This is a genomic window from Shinella sp. AETb1-6 (assembly GCF_009826875.1).
Classification (GTDB): domain Bacteria; phylum Pseudomonadota; class Alphaproteobacteria; order Rhizobiales; family Rhizobiaceae; genus Shinella; species Shinella sumterensis.
In genome coordinates this window covers 182,790-204,143 of the sequence record NZ_WUMM01000002.1, presented here as the reverse complement: position 1 = coordinate 204,143, position 21,354 = coordinate 182,790, and the positions used below count along the sequence as shown (strand labels likewise).

Sequence of the window (21,354 nt, the reverse complement as noted above, 5' to 3'; positions counted from 1 at the left end):
CCCACAACAGGAGAACGACCATGCAGGAACGACTGAACGGCTACAAGGTGGCGCCCGATGCCTACAAGGCGATCATGGGGCTGGAGACCTACATCACGCGGGATTCCGGCCTCGCCCCGGCCCTGATCCATCTGATCAAGCTGCGCGCGTCGCAGATCAACGGCTGCGCCTATTGCGTCGACATGCATGTGAAGGAAGCGCGCCATCACGGCCTGTCCGAACAGTGGATCAACCTCCTGTCGGTGTGGCGGGAATCGCCTGTCTACACCCCGCTCGAACGCGCCGTTCTGGAATGGACCGAGGCCGTGACGCGCGTGGCCGACACCGGAGCGCCTGACGCGGCCTACGAACCGCTGAAGGCCTTTTTCACGGAGGCCGAAATCGCCAAGCTGACGATCGCGATCGGCACGATCAACATCTGGAACCGTGTCGCCGTCAGCTTCCGCAACCAGCACCCGCTGGACGCATCGACGAAGGCGGCATGACGCGTCACATCGCAATGTAGCGGTCGGCGCGGTGGTTGACGGTCAGGAAGAGATTGAGAACCACCGCGCCGACGACCGAGCAGAGCACGATGAAGGGGGCCGCGACCGCGAAGGCGGCGACCAGCACGAAGATATCGAAGGCAAGCTGAACGAGGCCGGCGCGTATGCCGAAGCGATCCTGAAGATAGACGGCGAGAATGCCCACGCCGCCCAGGCTGGCGCGGTGGCGATAGAGCCCGAGCAGGCCGAAGCCGAGCAGGATGCCGGCGAGCACCGCCGTCCACATGGGATGGATGCTCTCGATGCGCACGAAATGCGGCTGCATTTCGGTAATCACTGAAGTCAGCGACACCGCGATGATCGTCTTGACGGTGAAGGCGCGGCCAAGGCGTTTTAAGCCGAGCAGATAGAAGGGGATGTTCACGACCGTGTAGAAGAGGCCGAAGCTGTAGCCCGTCAGGTAATGCAGGATGAAGGCGACGCCGGCGGTGCCGCTCGCAACGAGCCCGGCGCTGCTCATGAGGGCAAGGCCCAATGCGGCGATCATGCTGCTGGCAAGCAGGCCCTGCGCATCCTCCAGCGGCGTGTGGCGCGTGGGGGTGGGATTCCAGAAGCCGAAACGCCGCTTGTCGCCGTCCATGGCCGATCTCCGCTCGTGTCTTGTTGTTGTATCGCGCCGCGCGTCGGACGCAAGCCTATGCCTGGCGTTGCGCGAGGAAGAGAAGGCCGTGCACGGGCTCGCCGGCATCGCGGCGGATCACGCTGCGTTCCAGCGTCAGCAGGTTAAAGCCGTTTTCGGCAAGCCTGCGGCGGATGAAGCCCTCCGGATGGGCATAGCGCAACGAGGGCCGCAGCAGCGGCGTCTCGCCGGGCCCGCCATCCTCGACCGAGAAGGCGAAGAGCCCGCCCGGTCGCGCAAGGCGGGCAACGCTCGGAAAGACTTCCGCGAGGTCGCCGAGATACATCAGCACGTCGGCGGCGCTGACGAGATCGGCGCGCCCCTCCGGTCCATCGGCAAAGAGGCCGCTTGCGGGGGCCGGCAGCGACAGATCGGCCTGGGCGAGGTGATCATAGACCGCCTTTTCGCTGGCCTTGGCCAGCATGCCGGCAGACAGGTCGAAACCTTCTAGGCGCACGGCATTGCCGCGGATCTCCACGCCGAACAGGCCCGTGCCGCAGCCGATATCCGAGACGACGCCGAACCGCGCATCGTCTCCCGTGTGCTTGCGCACGAGGGCCGCGAGCGTTTGCGGAACGGTGTATTCCAGCCGCTCGACAAGGGCGGTGTCGAAACGGTCGGCATAGTCGTCGAAGAGCCGTTCGACATAGGGCGTCGGCGGGGCGGCGGGCGCATCCGTGACGCCGAGCACGGCCAGCTTGAGGCCGGCGCCGAAAATATCCGCCGGGTCGAGCGCGACGACCGTGCGCAGCGCCGTGGCGGCCGCCTCCTTCTGGCCCGATTTCTCGGCATATTCGGCCAGCCGGAACCAGCCGGCGGCCCAGCCGGGCACCTGTTCGAGCGCCTGTTCCATCAGCTCCGCAGCCTCCGCATACTCCCCCGATTCCGCGAACATGCGGGCGTAATCGGCGCGGCGGTCGGCGATGAGATCGCCGGAGGAGAAATGCGGGCTCGTCATGGGGGCTCGGAAACGGGAAGCGGATGCCGCTACATGGCAGGGCCATGACAAAAGGCAAGTGAATTCTCACACGGAGGCTTCGCTTGCCGCCGGATCGGCGAGGGCTTATCTGGAGTGCAGACGAATTTATGGAGAATCAGCGGATGTCCAATGGCGTGAACGGGTTCCTCGGCGACTCGCCGCTGCGCGTGATCATCAAGCTCCTGATCCTGTCGGTGGCCGTGGGCTTCCTGATGTCGATCTTCGGGCTCTACCCCGACGATATCCTCTTCGCCGCCCGCGATTTCGTGCTGGATCTCTGGAACACCGGCTTCAAGACGCTCGGCCGGCTCGGCGACTATCTCCTGCTCGGTGCCGTCATCGTCGTGCCGATCTTCATCCTCATCCGCCTGTTCAGCTACAAGCGCTGACCATGCTGACACGCCGCACCTTCCTCGCCGCCTCTGCGGCCGCCATCGCCGCGCTCGCCGCCGGCTGTTCCACCACCAGCGTTCTTGCGCCTTCCGCCGGGACGGGCAGCGACCAGACGGCCGCCTCGCTCGCCCTCGTCAACAAGCTGAGGGCGGAGCGCGGCCTGCCGCCGCTTGCCATCGACAGACAGGCGCAGCGTGCGGCGATGGACCAGGCGAGCCGCATGGCGTCTGCCGGCAAGATGGAGCACAATATCGGCCTCGGCGCGAATTTCCTCAACCGCATGAAGGGCATGGAAGTTCCGCTTCCGGCGGCCGAGAACATCGCGGTCGGGCAAAGCACGGCGGCGGCGGCCTTCGATGCCTGGTATCGCTCGCCCCGGCACCTGACGAACATGCTGGGTGCCGGCTATCGCGGCCTCGGCGTGGCGGTCGTCTCCAATCCCGCCTCGGGCAACAGGCCTTACTGGGCGATGGTCCTGTCGAGCTGAACACGTAGAGCCACCGGGGGGCAGGGCATGAATGCATCGGCGGTAGGTGAAAACGAAGGCGCCGGCCCCTTCGAGGTGACGCACCGGCTGGTGCTTTCCATCGCCATACCCATGACGCTCGGCTTTCTCACGACGCCGCTGATCGGGCTCACCGATACGGCCGTGGCCGGGCGGCTCGGCTCGGCCAATGCGCTGGCCGGCATGGCCGTGGGCGCCGTCCTGTTCGACCTGCTGCTCGGCAGTTTCAATTTCCTGCGCGCCTCCACCACCGGCCTCGTCGCGCAGGCCTTCGGCCGGGGCGACCGGCGCGAGGAGCAGGCGGTCTACTGGCGTTCGCTCATCATCGCGCTCTGTTGCGGGCTGGCGATCGCGCTGCTCTCGCCGTTCCTGCTCTCGGCCGGCCTGTTCCTGATGGCGCCGTCGCCGGATGTCGCGGCGGTGACCTCGACCTATTTCCTCATCCGCGCGCTCGCCGCCCCCATGGCGCTCGGCAATTACGCGCTGCTCGGCTTCGTGCTGGGGCGCGGGCAGGGCATGACCGGGCTGATGCTGCAAGCCATCATCAACGGGGTGAACATCGTCCTGTCGATCGTTCTCGGCCTCTGGTGGGGCTGGGGCATCGCCGGCATCGCCTGGGGCGCCGTCGTCGGCGAGACCACAGGAATGCTGGCGGGCCTGGCGCTCGTCGTGTCGCGCTTCGACCGGGCGCAGCGGCCCGCGCGGGCGGAAGTCTTCGAGCGCGAACGGCTGAAGGCGCTGTTTTCGCTCAATCGCGACATCATGATCCGCACCTTCGTGCTGATCGGCGCCTTCGCCATCATGACGCGCATCGGCTCGTCCATGGGGCCGCTGGTGCTGGCCGCCAATGCCGTGCTGATGAACATCTTCCTCGTCGCGGGCTACTATCTCGACGGCCTTGCCAATGCCGCCGAACAGCTCGTCGGCAGGGCCTTCGGCGCCAATTTCCGGCCGGCCTTCGACCGCGCCGTGAAGCTCACGCTCTTCTGGTCCTTCGGTCTCGGCATCGTGACGACGCTGCTGTTCCTCGTCTTCGGCACCGATGTCATCGGCCTACTGACGACGACGGAAAGCGTGCGCGCGGAAGCGGCCAAATACCTGCCCTGGGCCGCGCTGACGGCCGTCACCGGCGCGCTGGCCTTCCAGATGGACGGGGTCTTCATCGGCGCGACATGGTCCGGCGCGATGCGCAACATGATGTTGGCGGCCTTTGCCGGCTATCTCCTGGCGCTGGCGCTGTTCGTGCCGCTCCTGGGCAATCACGGCCTGTGGCTGGCGCTCAACCTGTTTCTCGCCTTCCGGGGCCTGTTTCTGGCGCTGCGCCTGCCGGCGCTGGCGGGGCGGCAATTTGCCGGGCAAAGCCGCGTCTAGAGGCGATTTCAGGGTTGAACCCTGCCTCGCCCCGACTACTCTGCGTTTCGTTTGCTCCCCGGAACACACGAAACCAAGACAGAGTGTATGATGAAAATGAAAAGCCTTTTGACCGCGATCGTCGTTTTTCTCGCGATGACGTCCGCTTCCAGCGCCCAAACACGGCCAACCATTCTGGATCTCGCCGCACAGGGATATGAAATCAAATCGACGAGCGGAAACTATGTCTTCCTGCAGAACGAGGAAAAGATCTACGTCTGCTCGTTCCTCCAGATGAGTGAATACAACGTCGCCTCCGGCGAGGTGGACGCCATCAAGTTCGACTGCGCCGCGGTGATCAAATGAAGATAGCCGTCTTCGTCTTCGCGCTGATCCAGATGGCCATCGGTCTGTTGTTCATTGTGGAGGCCGAAGCGGTTCCAAGATTGACTCTCGGAACCATATCCTTCGGCCTCGGGTCCGTTTGCTTCGCGATAGCGGTGGTTATCGGTAAACTGGACGAAATCCGTTCCAATCAACGCTGAGCGTTCACCGCCGTTTCAAAACGACCTGTTCAGCTGCGCGACCCTGTATAGATCCTGAGTGATGGTGTTGGCATCCTCTTCGCGGATCTCCGCTCGGGCGCGCAGCCAGTGGGAATATTCCCGCCCTTCGGGGCTGCCTTCCTGTTTCCAGATTTCATGAGCCCTTCTGCGAATCCTGTCGTCCTGGTCTTCCATTGTGCGTCCCTCCTTGGCCATTCGGCCATTATGGCGGGCTCGGTGCAGGCTACCGTCGATGTGAACCGCTTTTGCCGAACACTCCACCCGCCTCACCAAGAATCCATCAGGAGGGGCTTTGGTTCCGTAACGGTCGTCAGATGTTGCGGTCGGCCCAGTGCGCCGTGCGGCTGCCGCGCAGCGCCGAGATCGACGACACCTGCTCGCGATCGCACAGGCGCGAGAGGCCGCTGACGATTGTGCCCGGCAGGGTGGGACCGGCATAGACCATGCAGGAATAGAGCTGCACGAGGTTCGCGCCCGCGCGGATTTTCTCCGCCGCGGTCTGCGCATCCGAAACGCCACCCACGCCGATGATCGGCAGGTCGTCGCCGACGCGCCGGCGCATCTTGGCGAGCACGACGGTGGATTTCTCGAAGAGCGGCTTGCCGGAAAGCCCGCCGGCCTCGCCGGCCTGGCTTGTGTCGCGCAGCCCATCACGCGAGAGGGTCGTGTTCGAAACGATCAGCCCGTCGAGCGGATGGGCGAGCGCCACCTCGGCGATATCGTCCAAGCCTTCTTCGGTGAGATCGGGCGCGATCTTGAGGAAGACCGGGACCTGCCGGCCGCTGCGGGTCGCTTCCTCGGCCCGCGCCGTCAGCACGGACGACAGCAGTGCGTGCAGGCTTTCCTTTGCCTGCAGGTCGCGCAGGCCCGGCGTGTTGGGCGAGGAAATGTTGGCGGTGAAATAGCGGGCGACATCGTAGAAGGTGCGGATGCCGGCCACATAATCCGCGATGCGATCCGCGCTGTCCTTGTTGGCACCGATATTGACGCCGATCAGCGCATCGCGCCGGCAGCGTTTCAGCCGTTCAAGCGCGGCGGCATGGCCGGCATTGTTGAAGCCGAGCCGGTTGATCACGGCATCGTCGGCGACGAGGCGGAAGATGCGCGGCTTGGGATTGCCCTCCTGCGCGCGCGGCGTCAGCGTGCCGACCTCGGCAAAGCCGAAGCCCAGGCGAATGAGGGCTTCGGGCACCTCCGCGTTCTTGTCATAGCCGGCGGCCATGCCGAGCGGATTGGGAAAATTGAGCCCGGCGACGGTCTGCGCGAGGCGCGGATCGGCCTTGGCCGGGCAGGCGGGCACGATGCCGGTCTTCAGCGCCGCGATCGAAAGGCCGTGCGCGGTTTCCGGGTCGAACAGGAAGAGGCCCTTGCGGCCGAGCGAGGAAAGCAATGACATCAGAGCGGCATCTCCGGAAACTGGTGGGCGCCGTCGGGCCCGAGCGGCAGGGGCTTCTCCCAGAGGACGGCGGAGAGAGGAAGCGCGGCATAAAGATGCGGAAAGAGATCGCCGCCGCGCGAGGGTTCGTAGACGAGCGTATCGCCCAGCGCATCGCCGTCGACCGCGACGAGGAGAAGATCGCCCTGGCCCGCGAAATGGCGTGCGGCGGTTTCTCTCGCCTGCGATGCGGTGGAGAAATGGATGTAGCCGTCCGAGAGGTCGATGGCCGCGCCTTTAAATATTCCGGCCGCCTTCGCTTTTTGCCACAGACTTGACGGAACGATCTTGTAGATTGTCTTGGTCATCTCGTCCGTTTCTCCCGGCTGGCGCGTTCCATGCTAGCGCTTGCCGCAAACAACGGCGAATGTCCACCGGCCACAGCCCGGCAAACCGGCTCCTGGAGGATTTTGCATGCGAATTTCTGCTCTTCCCTTGACCCTCGTTGCCGCGCTCGCCGCCGGCGCCGCCCATGCCGAAGGCGAAGGCCGCTACCGCATGGAGAAGACGGATACCGGCTTCGTGCGGCTCGATACCGCCTCGGGCGACCTTTCGCTCTGCCAGGAAAAGGACGGGCAGATCGTCTGCCGAATGGCGGCCGACGAGCGCGCGGCCTTCGAAAAGGAACTCGATCTCCTGACCAAGCGCGTCGAAGCGCTGGAAAAAGCCGTTGCAACCGACCAGTCAACCGCAAAACCTGCTCTACCATCGGATGAAGAGATTGACCGGACCATGAGCATCATGGAAAAGATGATGCAAAGGTTCATGGGGATCGTGAAAAACCTGGAGGACGGCAAGGAGGAGCCTGCCCCCGGGAAGGACGCGGTCCCGCAGAAGACCTGACGGAGCGTTTTGCCGGCCAAGCCGCGCCTGTTCCGTCGCAGGGTCCATCAACTCTTGGGAGGGAGCGCATGGCATCGGCACTCACGATCATCATTGCGGATGACCATCCGCTGTTCCGCGGCGCGCTGAAACAGGCACTGACCGGAATGGCGGGCAATCCCGATATCGTCGAGGCGGGGGATTTCGAGGCCGCGCGCAAGGCCGCCGAAGCCTGTCCGGATGCCGACCTGCTGCTGCTCGATCTCGCCATGCCCGGCGTCAGCGGCCTGTCGGGCCTGATCGCGCTTCGGGCCGAGTTCCAGAGCCTGCCCGTCGTCATCGTTTCCGCCAGCGACGATCCCGCCACCATCCGCAGGGCGCTCGACCTGGGCGCGTCCGGCTTCATTTCCAAATCCGCCTCCATCGACGATATCCGCGAAGGCATCGGCTCGGTGCTGTCAGGCGATGTCTATACGCCGGGCGGCTATGTGCGCGCGCCCGAACAGGACGGCGAGGTGGCAGACCTCATCGCCCGCCTGCGCACGCTGACGCCGCAGCAGTCGCGCGTGCTCGCCATGCTGGCCGAAGGCCTGCTCAACAAGCAGATCGCCTACGAGCTGGGCGTATCCGAGGCGACCATCAAGGCCCATGTCTCGGCCATTCTGCTGAAGCTCAATGTCGACAGCCGTACCCAGGCGGTCATCCAGCTCGGCAAGATCGGCGCCGCGCAGGCGGCGGCCTGACGTCACTCCGCGGCCGCGCGCTCCACCGTTGAAAGCTGCGTGAGCCAGGCCCGCATCGAGGCGGGGCGGACGGGCTTGTTCTGCACGAGGATATTGTCGCGTTCCGCCTCGGCGCGCACATCCGGCGTACGGTCGGCGGTGACGAGCAGGGCCGGCACCTCGCGGCCGAGTGCCTTGCGCAGCGTCGCGATCGCGGCGATCCCGGTCCCGTCGTCGAGGTGGTAGTCGGCGATGACGGCATCGAATCCGACCGCGCCCTCCGCCATGACCGCGTCGACCGCCGCGACGGAATCCGCCAGCGTCACGGTGCAGCCCCAGCCGGACAGCAGCAGACGCATGCCATCGAGGATCCTGGGTTCGTTGTCGATGCACAGCACCCGCAGGCCCTTCAGCGGCTCTTCGCCCACCGGCGCGCGTGCCGACGTTTCGGCCACGGGCCGGCTTGCCGTGGCGTCGATGGGGACACGGACCTTGAAGCTGGTGCCGCGCCCGGGCGTGGACTGCAACTCGACGGGATGCGAGAGCACGCGCGAGATGCGATCCACGATGGAAAGCCCGAGCCCGAGGCCCGGCGCGGTGCGGGCGCCCTCGTCGAGGCGGGCGAATTCCTTGAAGACCGTGCGGAACTTCGATGCGGGAATGCCGATGCCGGAATCCAGCACCTGGATCACGGCATGCCCGCCCTTGCGCCGCACGCCGACGAGCACCTTGCCGGACTGGGTGTACTTGATGGCGTTGGACACGAGGTTCTGCACGACGCGACGCAGCAGGTTGGGATCGGTGCGGATGGCGAGCGAACTCGGCAGCACCTTGAAGCTCAGGTCCTTGGCCCGCGCGATGGGCGCGAAATCGGTCTCGATGCGTTTCAGCAGGTCCTTGAGAAGAACCGTTTGCACCCGCGGCTTCATCGCTCCGGTATCGAGGCGCGAAATGTCGAGCACGGCGCCGAGGATCGCCTCCACCGATTCCAGCGAGGAATCGATGTTGTGGATCATCTCGCGGTTTTCCGTATCGCCCAGCCGCTCGACCAGCGAGGAGGAGTAAAGCCGGGCGGCATTCAGCGGCTGGAGGATGTCGTGGCCGGCGGCGGCGAAGAAGCGCGTCTTGCCGATATTGGCTTCCTCGGCGGCGGCGCGGGCCTCGGCCAGCGCCGTGTTGACGCGGGTCAGCTCCGCCGTGCGCTCGGCGACGCGATGTTCCAGCGTCTCGTTGACCTGCTTGAGCGCGCGGTCGGCCGCCACCCGGTCGGTGATGTCGGTATAGGTGGAAACGAAGCCCTTTTCCGGCATGGCATTGGTGCGAACCTCCACGATGCGCTCGCCGCCGGCCAGCACCAGCGGGAAGGCCTCGTCGAATGTCATGATGCGGGAAATCGCGGTTTCCCTGTCGCCCTCCGCGATGTCACCGCGTTCGACGAGGATCTCGACGATATCGGCGAGCGGGAAGCCGACCTGGCCGACATATTCCGGCAGGTCGAGCAACTGGCGGAAGCGCCGGTTCCAGACGGTGAGATTGCCGTCGCTGTCGAAGACGGCGATGCCCTGGTCCATCTGGCCGAGCGCCGTCTGGAGCATGTCCTGATTGTATTGCAGCGCCTCGCTGGCCTGGTCGAGCAGCCAGTCGGTGTCCGTCGGCGTGTCATCGATGCGCTGGAGCACGAGCGAGAGCACGAGGCGCGCCGAGGACGAACCGATGGCGCTGCCGAGAAGCTGTTCGGAAAAATGCACGATGGCGGCATCCGCCGGCGCATTGTCCTCCAGCCACCGGCCGACCTGCCGCTCATAGGTGTGGAAGGAGCGCTGCATGCGCTCTTCGCCGAGATATTTGGCGATGGTGGTCTTGAGGTCCCGAACCGTGACCTTGGTGCGGCGGCCGCGGAAGGCGCGCCCCAGGCGGGGCTTGGAGCGGATGAAGGTGCCGGCCTGAAGACGCTCCAGCGATGTCGGATTGCGCGTCAGCGAGCCGATCACATAGGCGCCGACATTGACCATCATGGCGACCAGCGTGGCGTTGACCAGCGGATCCGCAGCCTCGCCGGTGAAGAGCGTGGTGCCGGGGAAGAGGAAGCCGAGGATGGTCTCGGCGACATAGGCGTTGTCGGCAACCCCGATGCTGGGCAGGAACAGCAGGTAGGCCCACACCACGAGGCCGCAGATCATGCCTGCCATGGCGCCGCGTGCATTGGCATTGCGCCAGAACAGGCCGCCGAGCAGCGCGGGCGCGACCTGCGCCACCGCGGCAAAGGCCAGCAGGCCCATCGAGGCGAGCCCGGCATTGGCGGTCGTCGCGCGGTAATAGGCGTAGCCGAGCAGGATCACGAAGAAGATGGCGAGACGGCGGATGCGCAGCAGCATGCGCGACAGGTCGTCCTGCTGCTCGACGCCGCCGATGAGGTTGCGCCGCAGCACGACCGGGATGACGATGTCGTTCGATACCATGATGGACAGCGCCACCGAGGCGACGATGACCATGGCGGTGGCGGCCGAAAAGCCGCCGATGAAGGCGATCAGGGTCAGGAGCGGCTGATCGAGCGCGAAGGGCAGGGTGAGAACGTAGAGATCGGCATCGCCCTGGCCGTTGAAGGTCAGCACGCCGCCGATCGCGACGGGCAGGACGAAGAGGTTGATGGCGATGAGGTAGAGCGGAAAGAGGATGCCGGCCGTCCGCAATTCCCCCGTCGTGCGGTTTTCCACGACCGTGACGTGGAACTGGCGCGGCAGCATGACGATGGCGAAGGCCGACAGCACGATCAGCAGGATCCAGCGCGCAAGGGGCGTCTCGTAGGTCAGCGCCTGCATCACGGGCACGCTTTCGGACGCCCGCTGCCAGAGATCGCCGGGACCGTCGAACATGAAGAAGATGACGTAGAAGCCGACCGAGGCCATGGCGATGAGCTTGACCACCGATTCCATGGAGATGGCGAGGATGAGCCCGTCCTGATGCTCGGTCGCATCCGTGTGACGCGTGCCGAAGACGATGGCAAAACAGGCAAGGAACAGCGAAACGACCAGCGGCAGGTCGATGAGGCCGCCGGAAGCGGCGATGCCGAAGCCGGTCGTGTCGACCATCGCGGCGACCGAACTCGACACGGCCTTCAATTGCAGCGCGATATAGGGAATGTAGCCGATCAGCGAGATGAGCGCGACGACGGCGGCGACGCCCGGATTCTTGCCGTAGCGGGCGGCCACGAAATCGGCGATCGAGGTGAGGCGCTCGGACTTGGCGAGCGTCACGATGCGGCGCAGCAACGGCATGCCGAGCGTGAACATCAGGATCGGGCCGATATAGATGCCGAGAAATTCAAGGCCATGCGTGGTGGCGAGGCCCACGCCGCCGAAATAGGTCCAGGAGGTGCAGTAGATCGCAAGGCTCAGCGCATAGACGAGCGGCCGGCCCTTCGACGCGCGTTCGGAGCGCCGGGCCTTGCTGTCGCCGTAACTTGCGACCGCGAAAAGCAGCAGCAGATAGGCGAGCGCGAGCGCGATGATCAGCGAGCCCGGCATGCTTCCTCCCGTAGTCCTTCGGCCTTTTGCCGGAGAATAGGCGAAAGCGGCAAGGAAGCAAATGATGCGTTGGGCGTAGATGCAAGGCCGCGCGAAGGCACGCTGCGACGGCTGCCCGCGAAATGGCGGTGTGTAACCGTCAGGCGATTGACAATTCGCAGTTCCATCGAAAGTAAAACTCGATTAGTTTCCTTGTCATTCGCAGCAAAAGGAGGCCCTCATGCTCAATGAGTTCAAGGAGTTTATCGCCCGCGGCAACGTGATGGACCTCGCCGTGGGTGTCATCATCGGCGCTGCCTTCAACAAGATCGTCGAATCCGTGGTCAACGACCTCGTCATGCCGATCGTCGGCGCGCTGACGGGCGGCGGTTTCGATTTCTCGAACTATTTCATCGCGCTGTCGGGCAATGTCACGGCGACGTCGCTGGCTGCCGCGCGTGAGCAGGGCGCCGTCTTCGCCTACGGCAACTTCATCACCGTGCTGATCAACTTCCTCATCCTCGCCTGGATCATCTTCCTGATGATCAAGGGTGTGAACCGCATGCGCGCATCGCTGGAAAAGGAAAAGGCCGCCGGCACGCCCGAGGCCGCACCGCCGCCGGAAGACGTGCAACTGCTCACCGAGATCCGCGATCTCCTGAAGAGCCAGAGCCGCCCGGCCGTTTGAGGCCACTTGGCACGCGCATGAGAAAAGGCCCGGGAGACCGGGCCTTTTCGTTTGTCAGGCCGTCGCGCCGGCCGTCCTGGTCTGGTGGATCTCCACAAGGCTCGGGCCCTTGCGGGCCGCTGCCCGCTCCAGTGCCTCCGGCAGGTCGCGGACATCCGCAAGCCGTTCCGAGGGCACGCCGTAGGCCGTGCCGATGGCGATGAAGTCGGGCGCGGACGGCTTGACGCCCTCCGGCGTGATGCCGGCCTCGATCATGTAGTTTTCGATCTCCTGATAGCCGTCATTGTTCCAGACGAGGAAGATGACGCGGGCATCGGCATCGACCGCGGAGCCGATCTCCGAAAGCGAGAATTGCAGCCCGCCATCACCGACAAGGCAGACGATCGGCGCGGCCGGGTCGGCGAGCGCGGCGCCCACTGCGGCGGGTGGCGCAAAGCCCAGCGCGCCGTAGCCGGTCGCGGCGTTGAACCAGCTGCGGGCCCGCGGCGCATCGCAATAGTAGTTGCCGGCATAGACGGCCTGGGTCGAGTCGCCGACGATGATCGCCCTGGGCAGCGTGCGCCAGATCGCGTCGATGACGCCGACTTCGGCCTGCATCTTCGCCGTCAGTTCGCCCCACGACCCCTTGCGGGCGGCTTCCGCGCGCTGGGTGCCGTTGCCGATCGGCTTGTGGCCTTCGAGGAAGCCGAGCATGCCCGCAGCGGCCGTCTTGGCGCTGGAGAAGACGGAGAGCCCCATCTGCGGCGTGCGGGCGAGCTGGGCGGCGTCGATATCGACGCGGATCAGCGACTTGAGCCGCGGAAAGCCGCCGTCGACATTGATGTCGTAGTCGGTCGGGCCGAACTCGGTGCCGAAGGCGATGACCAGATCGGCATCCGACAGCAGGCGGCGCACGGCCTTGAGGCTGGGACTGGCCGGCACGCGCAGCGGATGGCCGGCAAGCATGCCGCGCGCATTGACGGTGGTCACGACGGGCGCGCCGATACGCTCTGCAAGGTCGCGGATCTCGTCTTCCGCGGTTACCGCGCCGCCGCCGGCCAGGATGACAGGGCGCGAGGCATTGGTGCAGAGGATCGCGGCGCGCTGCAGCGTTTCGGCGTCGGCGCGCGGGCGTGTCGCGACCGCCGGCTTGAAGCTGCCGGTCTCGATGGGCTTTGCCATCACGTCCGTCGGGATTTCGATATGCACGGGGCCGGGACGACCCGACAGGAGAACGGCGAAGGCGCGCTCCACGACGAGCGGCAGGTCGGCGGGATTGAGCAGGGTGTGCGAATAGAGGGCGAGCGTCTTCATCATGCCCTGCTGGTCCGGCAATTCATGCAGCAGTCCGCGCCCGTGGCCGAGCGAATCCCGCTTGTTGACGCCCGATATCACCAGCATGGGAACGGAATCCTGCCGCGCCTGCGCCATCGCCGTGATCGTGTTGGTGAGGCCCGGGCCGGTAATGACGAGCGCGACGCCCGGCTTGCCGGAGACGCGCGCATAGCCGTCCGCCATGAAGCCCGCGCCCTGTTCGTGGCGCGGCGTGATGTGGCGGATCTTCGAGGCGGCGAGGCCGCGATAGAGCTCCACCGTATGCACGCCGGGAATGCCGAACACGACATCCACGCCATTGGCTTCGAGCAGGTCGACCAGAACTTCGCCGACGGTCTTGGTGGTCATGCGTAGCGCTCCTTCGGGCTTGTGGCGCGGGCGGCAAGCGCTGCGATGCGCGTGCAGGCCTCGTCTATATGTGTATCGGGGACGGTGAGGCTGAGGCGGATGAAACCCTTCGCCTCTTCGCCGAACGAAGAGCCCGGCATGACGGCGACGTCCTCCTCGCGCAGCAGCGCCCAGGCGAAGTCCTCGCCGCTCAGGCCGGTGCCGGAGATATCGACGACGATGAACATCCCGGCTTCCGGCGGCAGGGGCACGAGGCCCGGCGCGCGTGACAGGGCCTCGGTAAAGCGGGCGGCGCGCGCCTTGTAGGTCTCGCGCATCGTGGCGGCGGTGCCGATGGGGTTGTCCAGCGCATGGGCGGTCATGTCGGCGATGAAGGGCTGCCCGCCGAACAGCATGGTCTCCGACACCGACAGCAGGCGCGTGCAGAATTCCGCCGGACCGATGGCCCAGCCGCTGCGGAAGCCGGGTGCCGCATGGGACTTCGAGATCGAGGAGACGACGATGGTGCGCTCCGCCAGGTCCGGATTGTCGAAGGGCGAGGCGAAGGCGGCGCCGAAGATCAGCTGTTCATAGACCTCGTCGCAGACGATCCACAGGTCGTGCCTGCGGCAGACCGCGCCGATCTCGGCAATCTCGTCCGCTGTCAGCACCGCGCCGGTCGGGTTGTGCGGCGTGTTGAGTAGCACCGCGCGGCATTGCGGCGTGATGGCGGCCTCCAGATCGGCGGCCTTCATGTGGAAGCCGTTTTCCGGGCGCAGCGGCACGGTGATCTGTGCTGCGCCGGTTGCGCGGATGACGCCTTCATAGGTCGCATAGAGCGGATCGCCGACAAGGACGGCGTCGCCGGCCTCGACGAGGCCCAGCATGACGGCGAAAAGCGCGGTCTGCGTGCCGGGAAAGCAGAGCACGTTCTCCTCCGTGACGTCGCCCCGGCGCTTGGCGTACTTGCGCACCAGCGCGCTGACGACGGACGGCTCGCCGCGCCCGTTGGAATAACGGTAGCGGCCGGCATGCATGGCGCGCACCGCCTCTGCCAGAAGCGTCGCATCCGGCGGCACGTCCGGCTCGCCGATGGTCAGCTCGATGATCGGCCGGCCCTCGGCCTTCATGCGCCGTGCCTCCGCATGGATCGTCCATTTCTCGGAGCCGAGATTCGCGAGCCGGTCTGTGATGGATGCGTAGCGCATGGCTGTCCTCCGCATGGAATGATGAGTCTAGGATCGCGGCCCGGCATCGGCCGGTCTCAGCGGCAGCCCGAGCAGCGTTTCGATGGATGTCAGCGCGATCTCGACGAGCTCGCTTTCACCGAAGAGTTCGCCGGCAAGGCAGCACTCCAGCCAGAGGCCGTCGAGAAGGCCGTTGATGGCGATGGCCAGCCGGCGGCAACGCTCCGGCGAGGCATCGACGTTGCGCTCCGCCAGAAAGTCCGCAAGCAGGGTTTCGAGCGCATCGCGGAAGCTCAGATAGCCCTCGCGATGGATTGCCGCCAGTTCCGGATCGACGCTGACCCGGCTGATGAACGAGGCCCAGAGCGAAAGGCTGCGGCTGTTGGCGACCGGTTCCGTCAGGTTGATGACGATGAAGTCGCGCAGCCGGGTTTCGGCGTCGCCGGTGACGCGCTCGGCCTTTTCGGTCAGCCGCGCGATGACGACGCGATAGGCTTCCTGAAGGATGTGCTCCTTCGACTGGAAATAGTGCCGGATCAGGCCGGCGGTGACGCCCGCCTTGATGGCGATCTGCCGGACCGTCGCGCCTTGCAGGCCGTATTCCGCGATGCAGTCGAGCGTCGCCTCGATCAGGTCGTGGCGGCGCTCGGCCTCGGGGGCGCGATGAAAGGTCCGGCGGGCCATGTCATCCTCTCGTTCTGGCTCTCGTTCTGGCTCTCGGCCCGGGCGGTGTCCACGACACGTCCGCCCGAATGCGCTGGCTGATCTGCTTCAGGCCGCCCGGCGCAGCACCGGCCGCGTCAGGCAGGTCGGCCCGCCTTCGCAGGCGATGCAGAGCGCGTCCGCCTCGAAGGTCTGGACGGTGCAGCCGGCGGCTTCCATCGCCGCCCTGGTGGCCGGGAAGCCGTCGACCATGATGACCTCGTAGGGCTTCGTCGGCAAGACATTGAGCGACAGGCCGTTGCTGGCATGGAACTCGTCGGCCGGGGCTTCGATGAGCTGTATGCCGCGCTTCTTCAGGAGCTGGTAGAAGGCGGCGGGCAGGAGCGGCGCGAAGACCAGCGCGAGATTGTCGGCTAGCGGGCTCATCACGCTCATCAGGTGGAGGCATGCTTCTTCGCCCTGCCAGAGCGGGAGATCATAGGCGAGCACGCTCACGCCATGCGGTGCGAGGATGCGCGTGATCTGGTCGATGCCCTCCTGGTTGGTGCGCACGCCGCGGCCGATGACGAGCGTCTTCGCATCGAGCCAGATGCAATCGCCGCCCTCGACGGTGCCGTCGCCCGTGATGCGGCCGAGGATGGGAATCTGCCGTTCGGCATAGGCCTTTTCGTGCAGCGCGGTTTCGGCCACACGCAGCGGCTTGCCCATGCGCAGCAGAATGGCCCCGTGATCCGACATCAGCGACGGATCGTGCGTGAACATCGCGTCGGCGAGGCCGTCGCCATCGTCCTCCAGCCAGATGATTTCGGCGCCGGATTGTTCCACCATCTCCGCGAAGGCCGAATATTGTGCGACCGCGCGCTCGCCATCGAAGGTCGGCCCGTAATGCCATTTGGCAGGATCGGCGGCGCGCAGGCTCGCGCCGGGGCGGCGCATGAGAACGCGCTGAAGAGGGGCAGACATTTCCTGCGAACCGAAGGCGGTCATTCAATACTCCTGGCGGAAACGGGATCGATGGACGGGCGCCGGAATAAAAGTCGGCGTAACGATTATTATACGCTTGAACAATTTCTTAACAAGTGCCACGATGACTTTAACAAAGGAAACGACGGGCCGAAGATGCCCGCGGGAACGTTGAAAAAACAGGGGAATTGGCATGAGTCATGCATCGACTTTCCGTGCGCGCGAGGCGAACGCGCGATGATGGAGCGTGCCGAGGCAATCGCGGTCAGGGACCTGCACAAACGCTTCGGACCGCTGGAGGTTCTCAAGGGCGTATCGCTCACGGCGCATGAGGGCGACGTCATCGCCATCATCGGCGGCTCGGGCTCGGGCAAGTCGACCCTGCTGCGCTGCATCAACATGCTGGAACTGCCGAGCGCCGGCTCCGTGACCATTCACGGCGAAACCATCGCCATGAAGAAGGACGGCCATGGCGGGCAGCTGCCGTCCGACCGCAAGCAGGTGCAGCGCATCCGCTCCCGCCTCGGCATGGTGTTCCAGAGCTTCAATCTGTGGCAGCACATGACGATCCTCGAAAACGTCATCGAGGCGCCGGTGCACGTGCTCGGCGTGCGCAAGGACGAGGCTGTCGACCGCGCCGAGACGCTGCTGCGTCGCGTCGGCCTCCATGAGAAGCGCGACGCCTATCCCGCCTTCCTGTCGGGTGGCCAGCAGCAGCGTGCGGCGATTGCCCGCGCGCTCGCCATCCAGCCCCATGTCATGCTGTTCGACGAACCCACTTCCGCGCTCGACCCGGAACTGGTGGGCGAAGTGCTTTCCGTCATCGGCGATCTCGCCAAGGAAAAGCGCACGATGATCCTCGTCACGCATGAAATGAAGTTTGCCCGCAACGTCGCGAGCCATGTCGTTTTCCTGGCCAACGGCGTCATCGAGGAACAGGGTCCGCCGGACGAACTGTTCGGATCGCCGAAATCGGAGCGGCTGAAGAAGTTCATCAGCTCCATCCACTGAAAATCACAAGACCAACAGAGGGAAGATCATGAAGAATGCCTTGAAGACAATCGCCCTTGCCGCCGCCATCGGTATCGCCGCCGTTTCGGGCGCTGCGGCCCAGCAGGTCCGTGTCGGCTTCGCCGCCGAGCCCTACCCGCCCTTCACTTCGCCGGATGCCTCCGGCAACTGGGAAGGCTGGGAAGTCGATTTCATGAAGGCGATCTGTGCCGAAGCCAAGCTCGACTGCGTGATCACGCCCGTCGCCTGGGACGGCATCATCCCGGCGCTGACCTCCAACAAGATCGACATGATCATCGGCTCGATGTCGATCACCGCCGAACGCCTCCAGACGATCGATTTCTCCGACAAGTATTACAACACCCCGACGGCCGTCATCGGCCCGAAGAGCGAAAGCTTCGAAGCGACGCCCGAGGGACTGAAGGGCAAGACCATCGGCGTGCAGGTCGCCACCATCCACCAGGTCTATGCCAACAAGTATTTCGGCGAGAACGGCGCGACCGTGAAGGAATACCAGACGCAGGACGAGGCCAACAACGACCTCGCGGCCGGCCGCATCGATGCGGTGCAGGCCGATTCCATCGCGCTGTCCGCCTTCCTCAAATCCGAACAGGGCGCCGCCTGCTGCGACCTGAAGGGCAACGTCAAGGACGACCCTGAAATCCTCGGGCTGGGCGTCGGCGTCGGCCTGCGCAAGGGCGAGACGGAGCTGAAGGAAAAGATCAACGCCGCGATCAAGGCCATCCGCGCCAACGGAACCTATGACGAGATCACCAAGAAGTACTTCGATTTCGACGTTTACGGGGGCTGATCGTTTCCGATGACCACCGCGGCGGTGCCCGGCACCGCCGCGCTTCCTACCCGAACGGATACGTGACCCCATGGCCGATGCCGGATCGCTGATCAACTGGAGCCTGCTTGCGCTTGACCCGCCCGGCTGGGGCGGCGTGCTTCTGGGAGGTCTGTGGCAGTCCGTGCAGATCGCCATCGGCGGCTATGCGCTCGGGCTGGTGCTCGGCACGGGCGGCGCGATGGGCAAGCTCTACGGCGGCCCCGTCACCAAGGACCTGCTGGAGGTCTACACCACGCTGGTGCGCGCTGTGCCGGAGCTCGTGCTGATCCTCATACTCTATTATGCCGGCACCGATGTGCTCAACAGGCTGTCGAGCGCCGCCGGCTGGGGGCCCGTCGATATCAGCGGCCTTGCGGCCGGCATCTTCGTCATCGGCGTCGTGCAGGGCGCCTATTCGACGGAGGTGCTGCGCGGGGCCATCAAGGCGGTGCCGGCAGGGCAGATCGAGGCCGCGCGCGCCTACGGCATGTCGCCCTTGCAGATCATGCGCCGCATCACCCTGCCGGCCATGCTGCCGCACGCAATTCCCGGCCTCTCCAATCTGTGGCTGATCGCCACCAAGGATACCGCACTTCTGGCCGTCGTGGGCTTCAGCGAGCTGACGCTGGTGACCCGCCAGGCGGCGGGCAGCACCAAGGCCTACCTGCTATTCTTCTGCGCGGCAGGAGCGCTCTATCTGATGATCACGCTGGTTTCGAACGTGCTGATCGGCTTCATCGAGCGCCATTACCGGCGCGGCATGCCGGAGACCGTGCGATGAGCGATCCGACCGTCGCCGCCATGGCGCTGACCGAACTGCCGACCAGGCAGAGCTTCTTCAAGCCGCATCGTATCGTGCTGATGGCGATCGCCGCCGTGCTCGTCTTCTGCATCGTCTGGTTCATGCGCTGGGACTGGGTGCCGAAATATTCCGGCCGTCTCGTCCATGGCGTCGGCGTCACGCTCATGCTGCTGTTCGTGACGTCGATCCTCGGCTTCCTGCTCGCGGTGCCGATCGGCCTCGTGCAGGTCACCGGGCCGTGGCCGCTGAAGATGCTGGCGAAGGGGTTCTGCACCATCGTGCGCGGCACGCCGCTGCTGCTGCAACTGTGGCTGCTCTATTACGGCCTGGGCTCGCTCTTCCCGCAGTTTCCGGAAATCCGCAATTCCTTCCTCTGGCCCTATCTGCGCGAGGCATGGCCCTATGGGGTGGCAGCCCTCACCATCTCCTTCGCCGCCTATGAGGGCGAGGTGATGCGCGGCGCCTTTGCCGGCGTGCCGCCCGGCGAGCTGGAAGCCGCGCGCGCCTATGGCATGAGCCCCTTTACCGTCTTCCGCCGCATCTGGCTGCCGCGCGCCATCCATCGCGCCCTGCCGACGCTGAACGGTGAGACGGTGCTGCAATTGAAGGCGACGCCGCTCGTTGCGACGATCACCGTGATCGACGTCTATGCCGTCGTTTCGAAGGTGCGGCAGGAAACCTACATCACCTACGAGCCGCTGCTTCTCCTGGCGCTCATCTATCTCTGCCTGACCGCGCTTCTCGTGGTGGGCTTCCGCTATTTCGAAAGCAGGATCCCGACACGGGGCGCCTGATACCGGTGAAGACATGACGATCCACACGACGCTCATCAACAACATGCCCGAAATGGTGGCCATTCGCCGCGACCTGCACGAGCATCCCGAACTCGGCCTGGAGGAGGTGCGCACGTCCGATGTGATCGCGCGCCATCTCGAAAGCTACGGTTACACGGTGTCGCGCGGCATCGCCAGGACGGGCCTCGTGGCGACGCTCGCCAACGGCACGAGCCGCAAGTCGATCGGCATTCGCGCCGATATCGACGCCCTGCCGATCCTGGAGGAAACCGGCCTTCCCTATGCCAGCAAGACGCCGGGCCGTATGCATGCCTGCGGGCACGACGGCCACACGGCCATGTTGCTCGGCGCGGCGAAGGCCATTGCCGAGCGGCGCAATTTCGACGGCACCGTGCATCTCATCTTCCAGCCGGCAGAGGAGAATTTCGGCGGCGCGAAGATCATGGTGGAAGAGGGGCTGTTCGACCGCTTCCCCTGCGATGCTGTCTTTGCGCTTCACAACGAGCCGGGCCTTCCCTTCGGCCAGTTCGCGCTGCGCGACGGCCCGATCATGGCGGCGGTGGACGAGGCGCGCATCACCGTCAACGGGCGCGGCGGCCATGGCGCGGAACCGCAGGAAACGCTCGATCCCATCGTCTGCGGCGCCTCCATCGTCATGGCGCTCCAGACCATCGTGTCGCGCAACATCCACCCGATCGATCCGACGGTGGTGACGGTCGGTTCGTTCCATTCGGGTTCGGCAAGCAACATCATTCCCAGCCGCGCCGAGATCGTGGTCGGCATCCGCTCCTTCGATGCCGATGTGCGCGACGAGCTTGAGCGCCGCATCCGCCTCGTCGCCGGTGGGCAGGCGGAAAGCTACGGCATGACGGCGACGGTGAATTACCAGCGCTTCTACGATGCGACCATCAACCACAAGGCGGAGACGGATCTGGTGCGGGACCTTGCCATCCGCTTTGCCGGCGCCGACAAGGTCGTCGATCTCGAGCGACCCTTCATGGGCAGCGAGGATTTCGCCTATATGTTGAAGGAACGCCCGGGCACCTATTTCTTCCTCGGCGGCAAGAGCGGCGAGAACGACCATTCGCTCCACCATCCCGCCTATAACTTCAACGACGACCTGCTGCCCGTCGGCGCCGCCTTCTGGACCGAACTGGCCGAGCATTATCTTCGCCCGGAGTGACCCGGAATCCCCGGCCGATCGGCCTGCAACGTTCGTAGCGCCTTACGGAAACATTTGGCACTTCGTGCGTTTGAAGGAAGGATTCGTGGCGGTGCGAAATGCCGCACGCGTGTGATTGTCGCGGTGCGGCAATGCGGGCAGGCCGGCGGAA

Annotated in this window: 24 protein-coding genes; 14 read left to right on the top strand and 10 right to left on the bottom strand. The window is 65.4% G+C overall.

Going from position 1 to position 21,354, the window contains the following annotated elements; all coding sequences use genetic code 11:
* Window positions 1–20: 20 nt before the first annotated feature.
* Window positions 21–485, top strand: a complete 465-nt coding sequence (locus GR158_RS04275; protein WP_134650839.1) for a carboxymuconolactone decarboxylase family protein — start codon at window positions 21–23, stop codon at window positions 483–485.
* 4 nt (window positions 486–489) lie between these two features.
* Here the strand turns inward: GR158_RS04275 and GR158_RS04270 are convergent, their stop codons facing one another.
* Both GR158_RS04270 and GR158_RS04265 read right to left on the bottom strand, forming a co-directional pair.
* Complete coding sequence (locus tag GR158_RS04270; RefSeq protein WP_134650840.1) at window positions 490–1,125, bottom strand: YitT family protein; 636 nt, start codon at window positions 1,123–1,125, stop codon at window positions 490–492.
* Between the two features lie 55 nt (window positions 1,126–1,180).
* Window positions 1,181–2,122, bottom strand: a complete 942-nt coding sequence (locus tag GR158_RS04265) for a methyltransferase domain-containing protein (RefSeq protein WP_160870114.1) — start codon at window positions 2,120–2,122, stop codon at window positions 1,181–1,183.
* 143 nt (window positions 2,123–2,265) lie between these two features.
* On the opposite strand from GR158_RS04265, the gene GR158_RS04260 reads away from it, so the two are divergent.
* From GR158_RS04260 to GR158_RS04240, 5 genes are all read left to right on the top strand, one after another.
* The gene (locus GR158_RS04260) at window positions 2,266–2,532 is read left to right on the top strand and encodes a DUF6460 domain-containing protein (RefSeq protein WP_134650842.1); all 267 of its coding nucleotides are present in this window, start codon (window positions 2,266–2,268) and stop codon (window positions 2,530–2,532) included.
* 2 nt (window positions 2,533–2,534) lie between these two features.
* On the top strand, window positions 2,535–3,023 hold the full coding sequence (locus tag GR158_RS04255; protein ID WP_134650843.1) for a CAP domain-containing protein: 489 nt from the start codon (window positions 2,535–2,537) through the stop codon (window positions 3,021–3,023).
* A gap of 27 nt (window positions 3,024–3,050) precedes the next feature.
* The gene (locus GR158_RS04250) at window positions 3,051–4,412 is read left to right on the top strand and encodes an MATE family efflux transporter (RefSeq protein WP_160870113.1); all 1,362 of its coding nucleotides are present in this window, start codon (window positions 3,051–3,053) and stop codon (window positions 4,410–4,412) included.
* 108 nt (window positions 4,413–4,520) lie between these two features.
* A complete protein-coding gene (locus tag GR158_RS04245; protein WP_230640316.1) occupies window positions 4,521–4,757 on the top strand; it encodes a hypothetical protein in 237 nt (78 codons plus the stop codon).
* A complete protein-coding gene (locus GR158_RS04240) occupies window positions 4,754–4,936 on the top strand; it encodes a hypothetical protein (RefSeq protein WP_160870112.1) in 183 nt (60 codons plus the stop codon). The genes GR158_RS04245 and GR158_RS04240 overlap by 4 nt, the downstream gene beginning before the upstream one ends.
* 15 nt (window positions 4,937–4,951) lie before the next feature.
* Here the strand turns inward: GR158_RS04240 and GR158_RS04235 are convergent, their stop codons facing one another.
* From GR158_RS04235 to GR158_RS04225, 3 genes are all read right to left on the bottom strand, one after another.
* Entirely contained in the window at window positions 4,952–5,131 is a 180-nt protein-coding gene (locus tag GR158_RS04235; RefSeq protein WP_134650846.1) for a DUF2934 domain-containing protein, read from the bottom strand.
* Window positions 5,132–5,267: 136 nt separating this feature from the next.
* Complete coding sequence (locus GR158_RS04230; RefSeq protein ID WP_160870111.1) at window positions 5,268–6,353, bottom strand: quinone-dependent dihydroorotate dehydrogenase; 1,086 nt, start codon at window positions 6,351–6,353, stop codon at window positions 5,268–5,270.
* Entirely contained in the window at window positions 6,353–6,700 is a 348-nt protein-coding gene (locus GR158_RS04225; RefSeq protein ID WP_134650848.1) for a DUF952 domain-containing protein, read from the bottom strand. The genes GR158_RS04230 and GR158_RS04225 overlap by 1 nt, the downstream gene beginning before the upstream one ends.
* Before the next feature lie 106 nt (window positions 6,701–6,806).
* Here GR158_RS04225 and GR158_RS04220 point away from each other — a divergent pair, with 106 nt between their 5' ends.
* Window positions 6,807–7,235 (top strand): hypothetical protein, encoded by a 429-nt coding sequence (locus tag GR158_RS04220; RefSeq protein WP_160870110.1) that lies wholly within the window; start codon window positions 6,807–6,809, stop codon window positions 7,233–7,235.
* Window positions 7,236–7,303: 68 nt separating this feature from the next.
* Window positions 7,304–7,957, top strand: coding sequence for a response regulator transcription factor (locus tag GR158_RS04215; protein WP_134650850.1), 654 nt, complete (start codon window positions 7,304–7,306; stop codon window positions 7,955–7,957).
* A gap of 2 nt (window positions 7,958–7,959) precedes the next feature.
* Here GR158_RS04215 and GR158_RS04210 read toward each other — a convergent pair whose 3' ends face one another.
* A complete protein-coding gene (locus tag GR158_RS04210) occupies window positions 7,960–11,460 on the bottom strand; it encodes a PAS domain-containing hybrid sensor histidine kinase/response regulator (RefSeq protein WP_160870109.1) in 3,501 nt (1,166 codons plus the stop codon).
* A gap of 220 nt (window positions 11,461–11,680) precedes the next feature.
* Here GR158_RS04210 and mscL point away from each other — a divergent pair, with 220 nt between their 5' ends.
* Window positions 11,681–12,127 (top strand): large conductance mechanosensitive channel protein MscL, encoded by a 447-nt coding sequence (gene mscL, locus GR158_RS04205; protein WP_134650852.1) that lies wholly within the window; start codon window positions 11,681–11,683, stop codon window positions 12,125–12,127.
* A 54-nt stretch (window positions 12,128–12,181) separates the two neighbouring features.
* Here mscL and GR158_RS04200 read toward each other — a convergent pair whose 3' ends face one another.
* The 4 genes from GR158_RS04200 to GR158_RS04185 form a co-directional block, all read right to left on the bottom strand.
* A complete protein-coding gene (locus tag GR158_RS04200) occupies window positions 12,182–13,789 on the bottom strand; it encodes a 5-guanidino-2-oxopentanoate decarboxylase (RefSeq protein WP_160870108.1) in 1,608 nt (535 codons plus the stop codon).
* A complete protein-coding gene (locus GR158_RS04195; protein WP_160870107.1) occupies window positions 13,786–14,976 on the bottom strand; it encodes a pyridoxal phosphate-dependent aminotransferase in 1,191 nt (396 codons plus the stop codon). Before GR158_RS04195 ends, GR158_RS04200 begins: the two co-directional genes overlap by 4 nt.
* 27 nt (window positions 14,977–15,003) lie before the next feature.
* On the bottom strand, window positions 15,004–15,639 hold the full coding sequence (locus GR158_RS04190; protein ID WP_134650855.1) for a TetR family transcriptional regulator C-terminal domain-containing protein: 636 nt from the start codon (window positions 15,637–15,639) through the stop codon (window positions 15,004–15,006).
* A gap of 87 nt (window positions 15,640–15,726) precedes the next feature.
* Window positions 15,727–16,605, bottom strand: a complete 879-nt coding sequence (locus tag GR158_RS04185) for a dimethylarginine dimethylaminohydrolase family protein (protein ID WP_160870106.1) — start codon at window positions 16,603–16,605, stop codon at window positions 15,727–15,729.
* Window positions 16,606–16,818: 213 nt separating this feature from the next.
* Between GR158_RS04185 and GR158_RS04180 the strand changes: the two genes are divergently transcribed.
* The 5 genes from GR158_RS04180 (at window position 16,819) to GR158_RS04160 (ending at window position 21,203) form a co-directional block, all read left to right on the top strand.
* Entirely contained in the window at window positions 16,819–17,592 is a 774-nt protein-coding gene (locus GR158_RS04180) for an ABC transporter ATP-binding protein (protein WP_134650857.1), read from the top strand.
* Window positions 17,593–17,620: 28 nt separating this feature from the next.
* Window positions 17,621–18,403 carry a transporter substrate-binding domain-containing protein gene (locus GR158_RS04175; RefSeq protein ID WP_134650858.1) on the top strand — a complete coding sequence of 261 codons (783 nt, stop codon included), beginning with the start codon at window positions 17,621–17,623 and terminating at the stop codon, window positions 18,401–18,403.
* A 70-nt stretch (window positions 18,404–18,473) separates the two neighbouring features.
* Window positions 18,474–19,205 (top strand): ABC transporter permease, encoded by a 732-nt coding sequence (locus GR158_RS04170; protein WP_160870105.1) that lies wholly within the window; start codon window positions 18,474–18,476, stop codon window positions 19,203–19,205.
* Window positions 19,202–20,020: an ABC transporter permease gene (locus GR158_RS04165; RefSeq protein ID WP_134650860.1), complete on the top strand. Its 819-nt coding sequence runs from the start codon at window positions 19,202–19,204 to the stop codon at window positions 20,018–20,020. The genes GR158_RS04170 and GR158_RS04165 overlap by 4 nt, the downstream gene beginning before the upstream one ends.
* A 13-nt stretch (window positions 20,021–20,033) precedes the next feature.
* Window positions 20,034–21,203, top strand: a complete 1,170-nt coding sequence (locus tag GR158_RS04160; RefSeq protein WP_160870104.1) for a M20 aminoacylase family protein — start codon at window positions 20,034–20,036, stop codon at window positions 21,201–21,203.
* Window positions 21,204–21,354 lie beyond the last annotated feature (151 nt).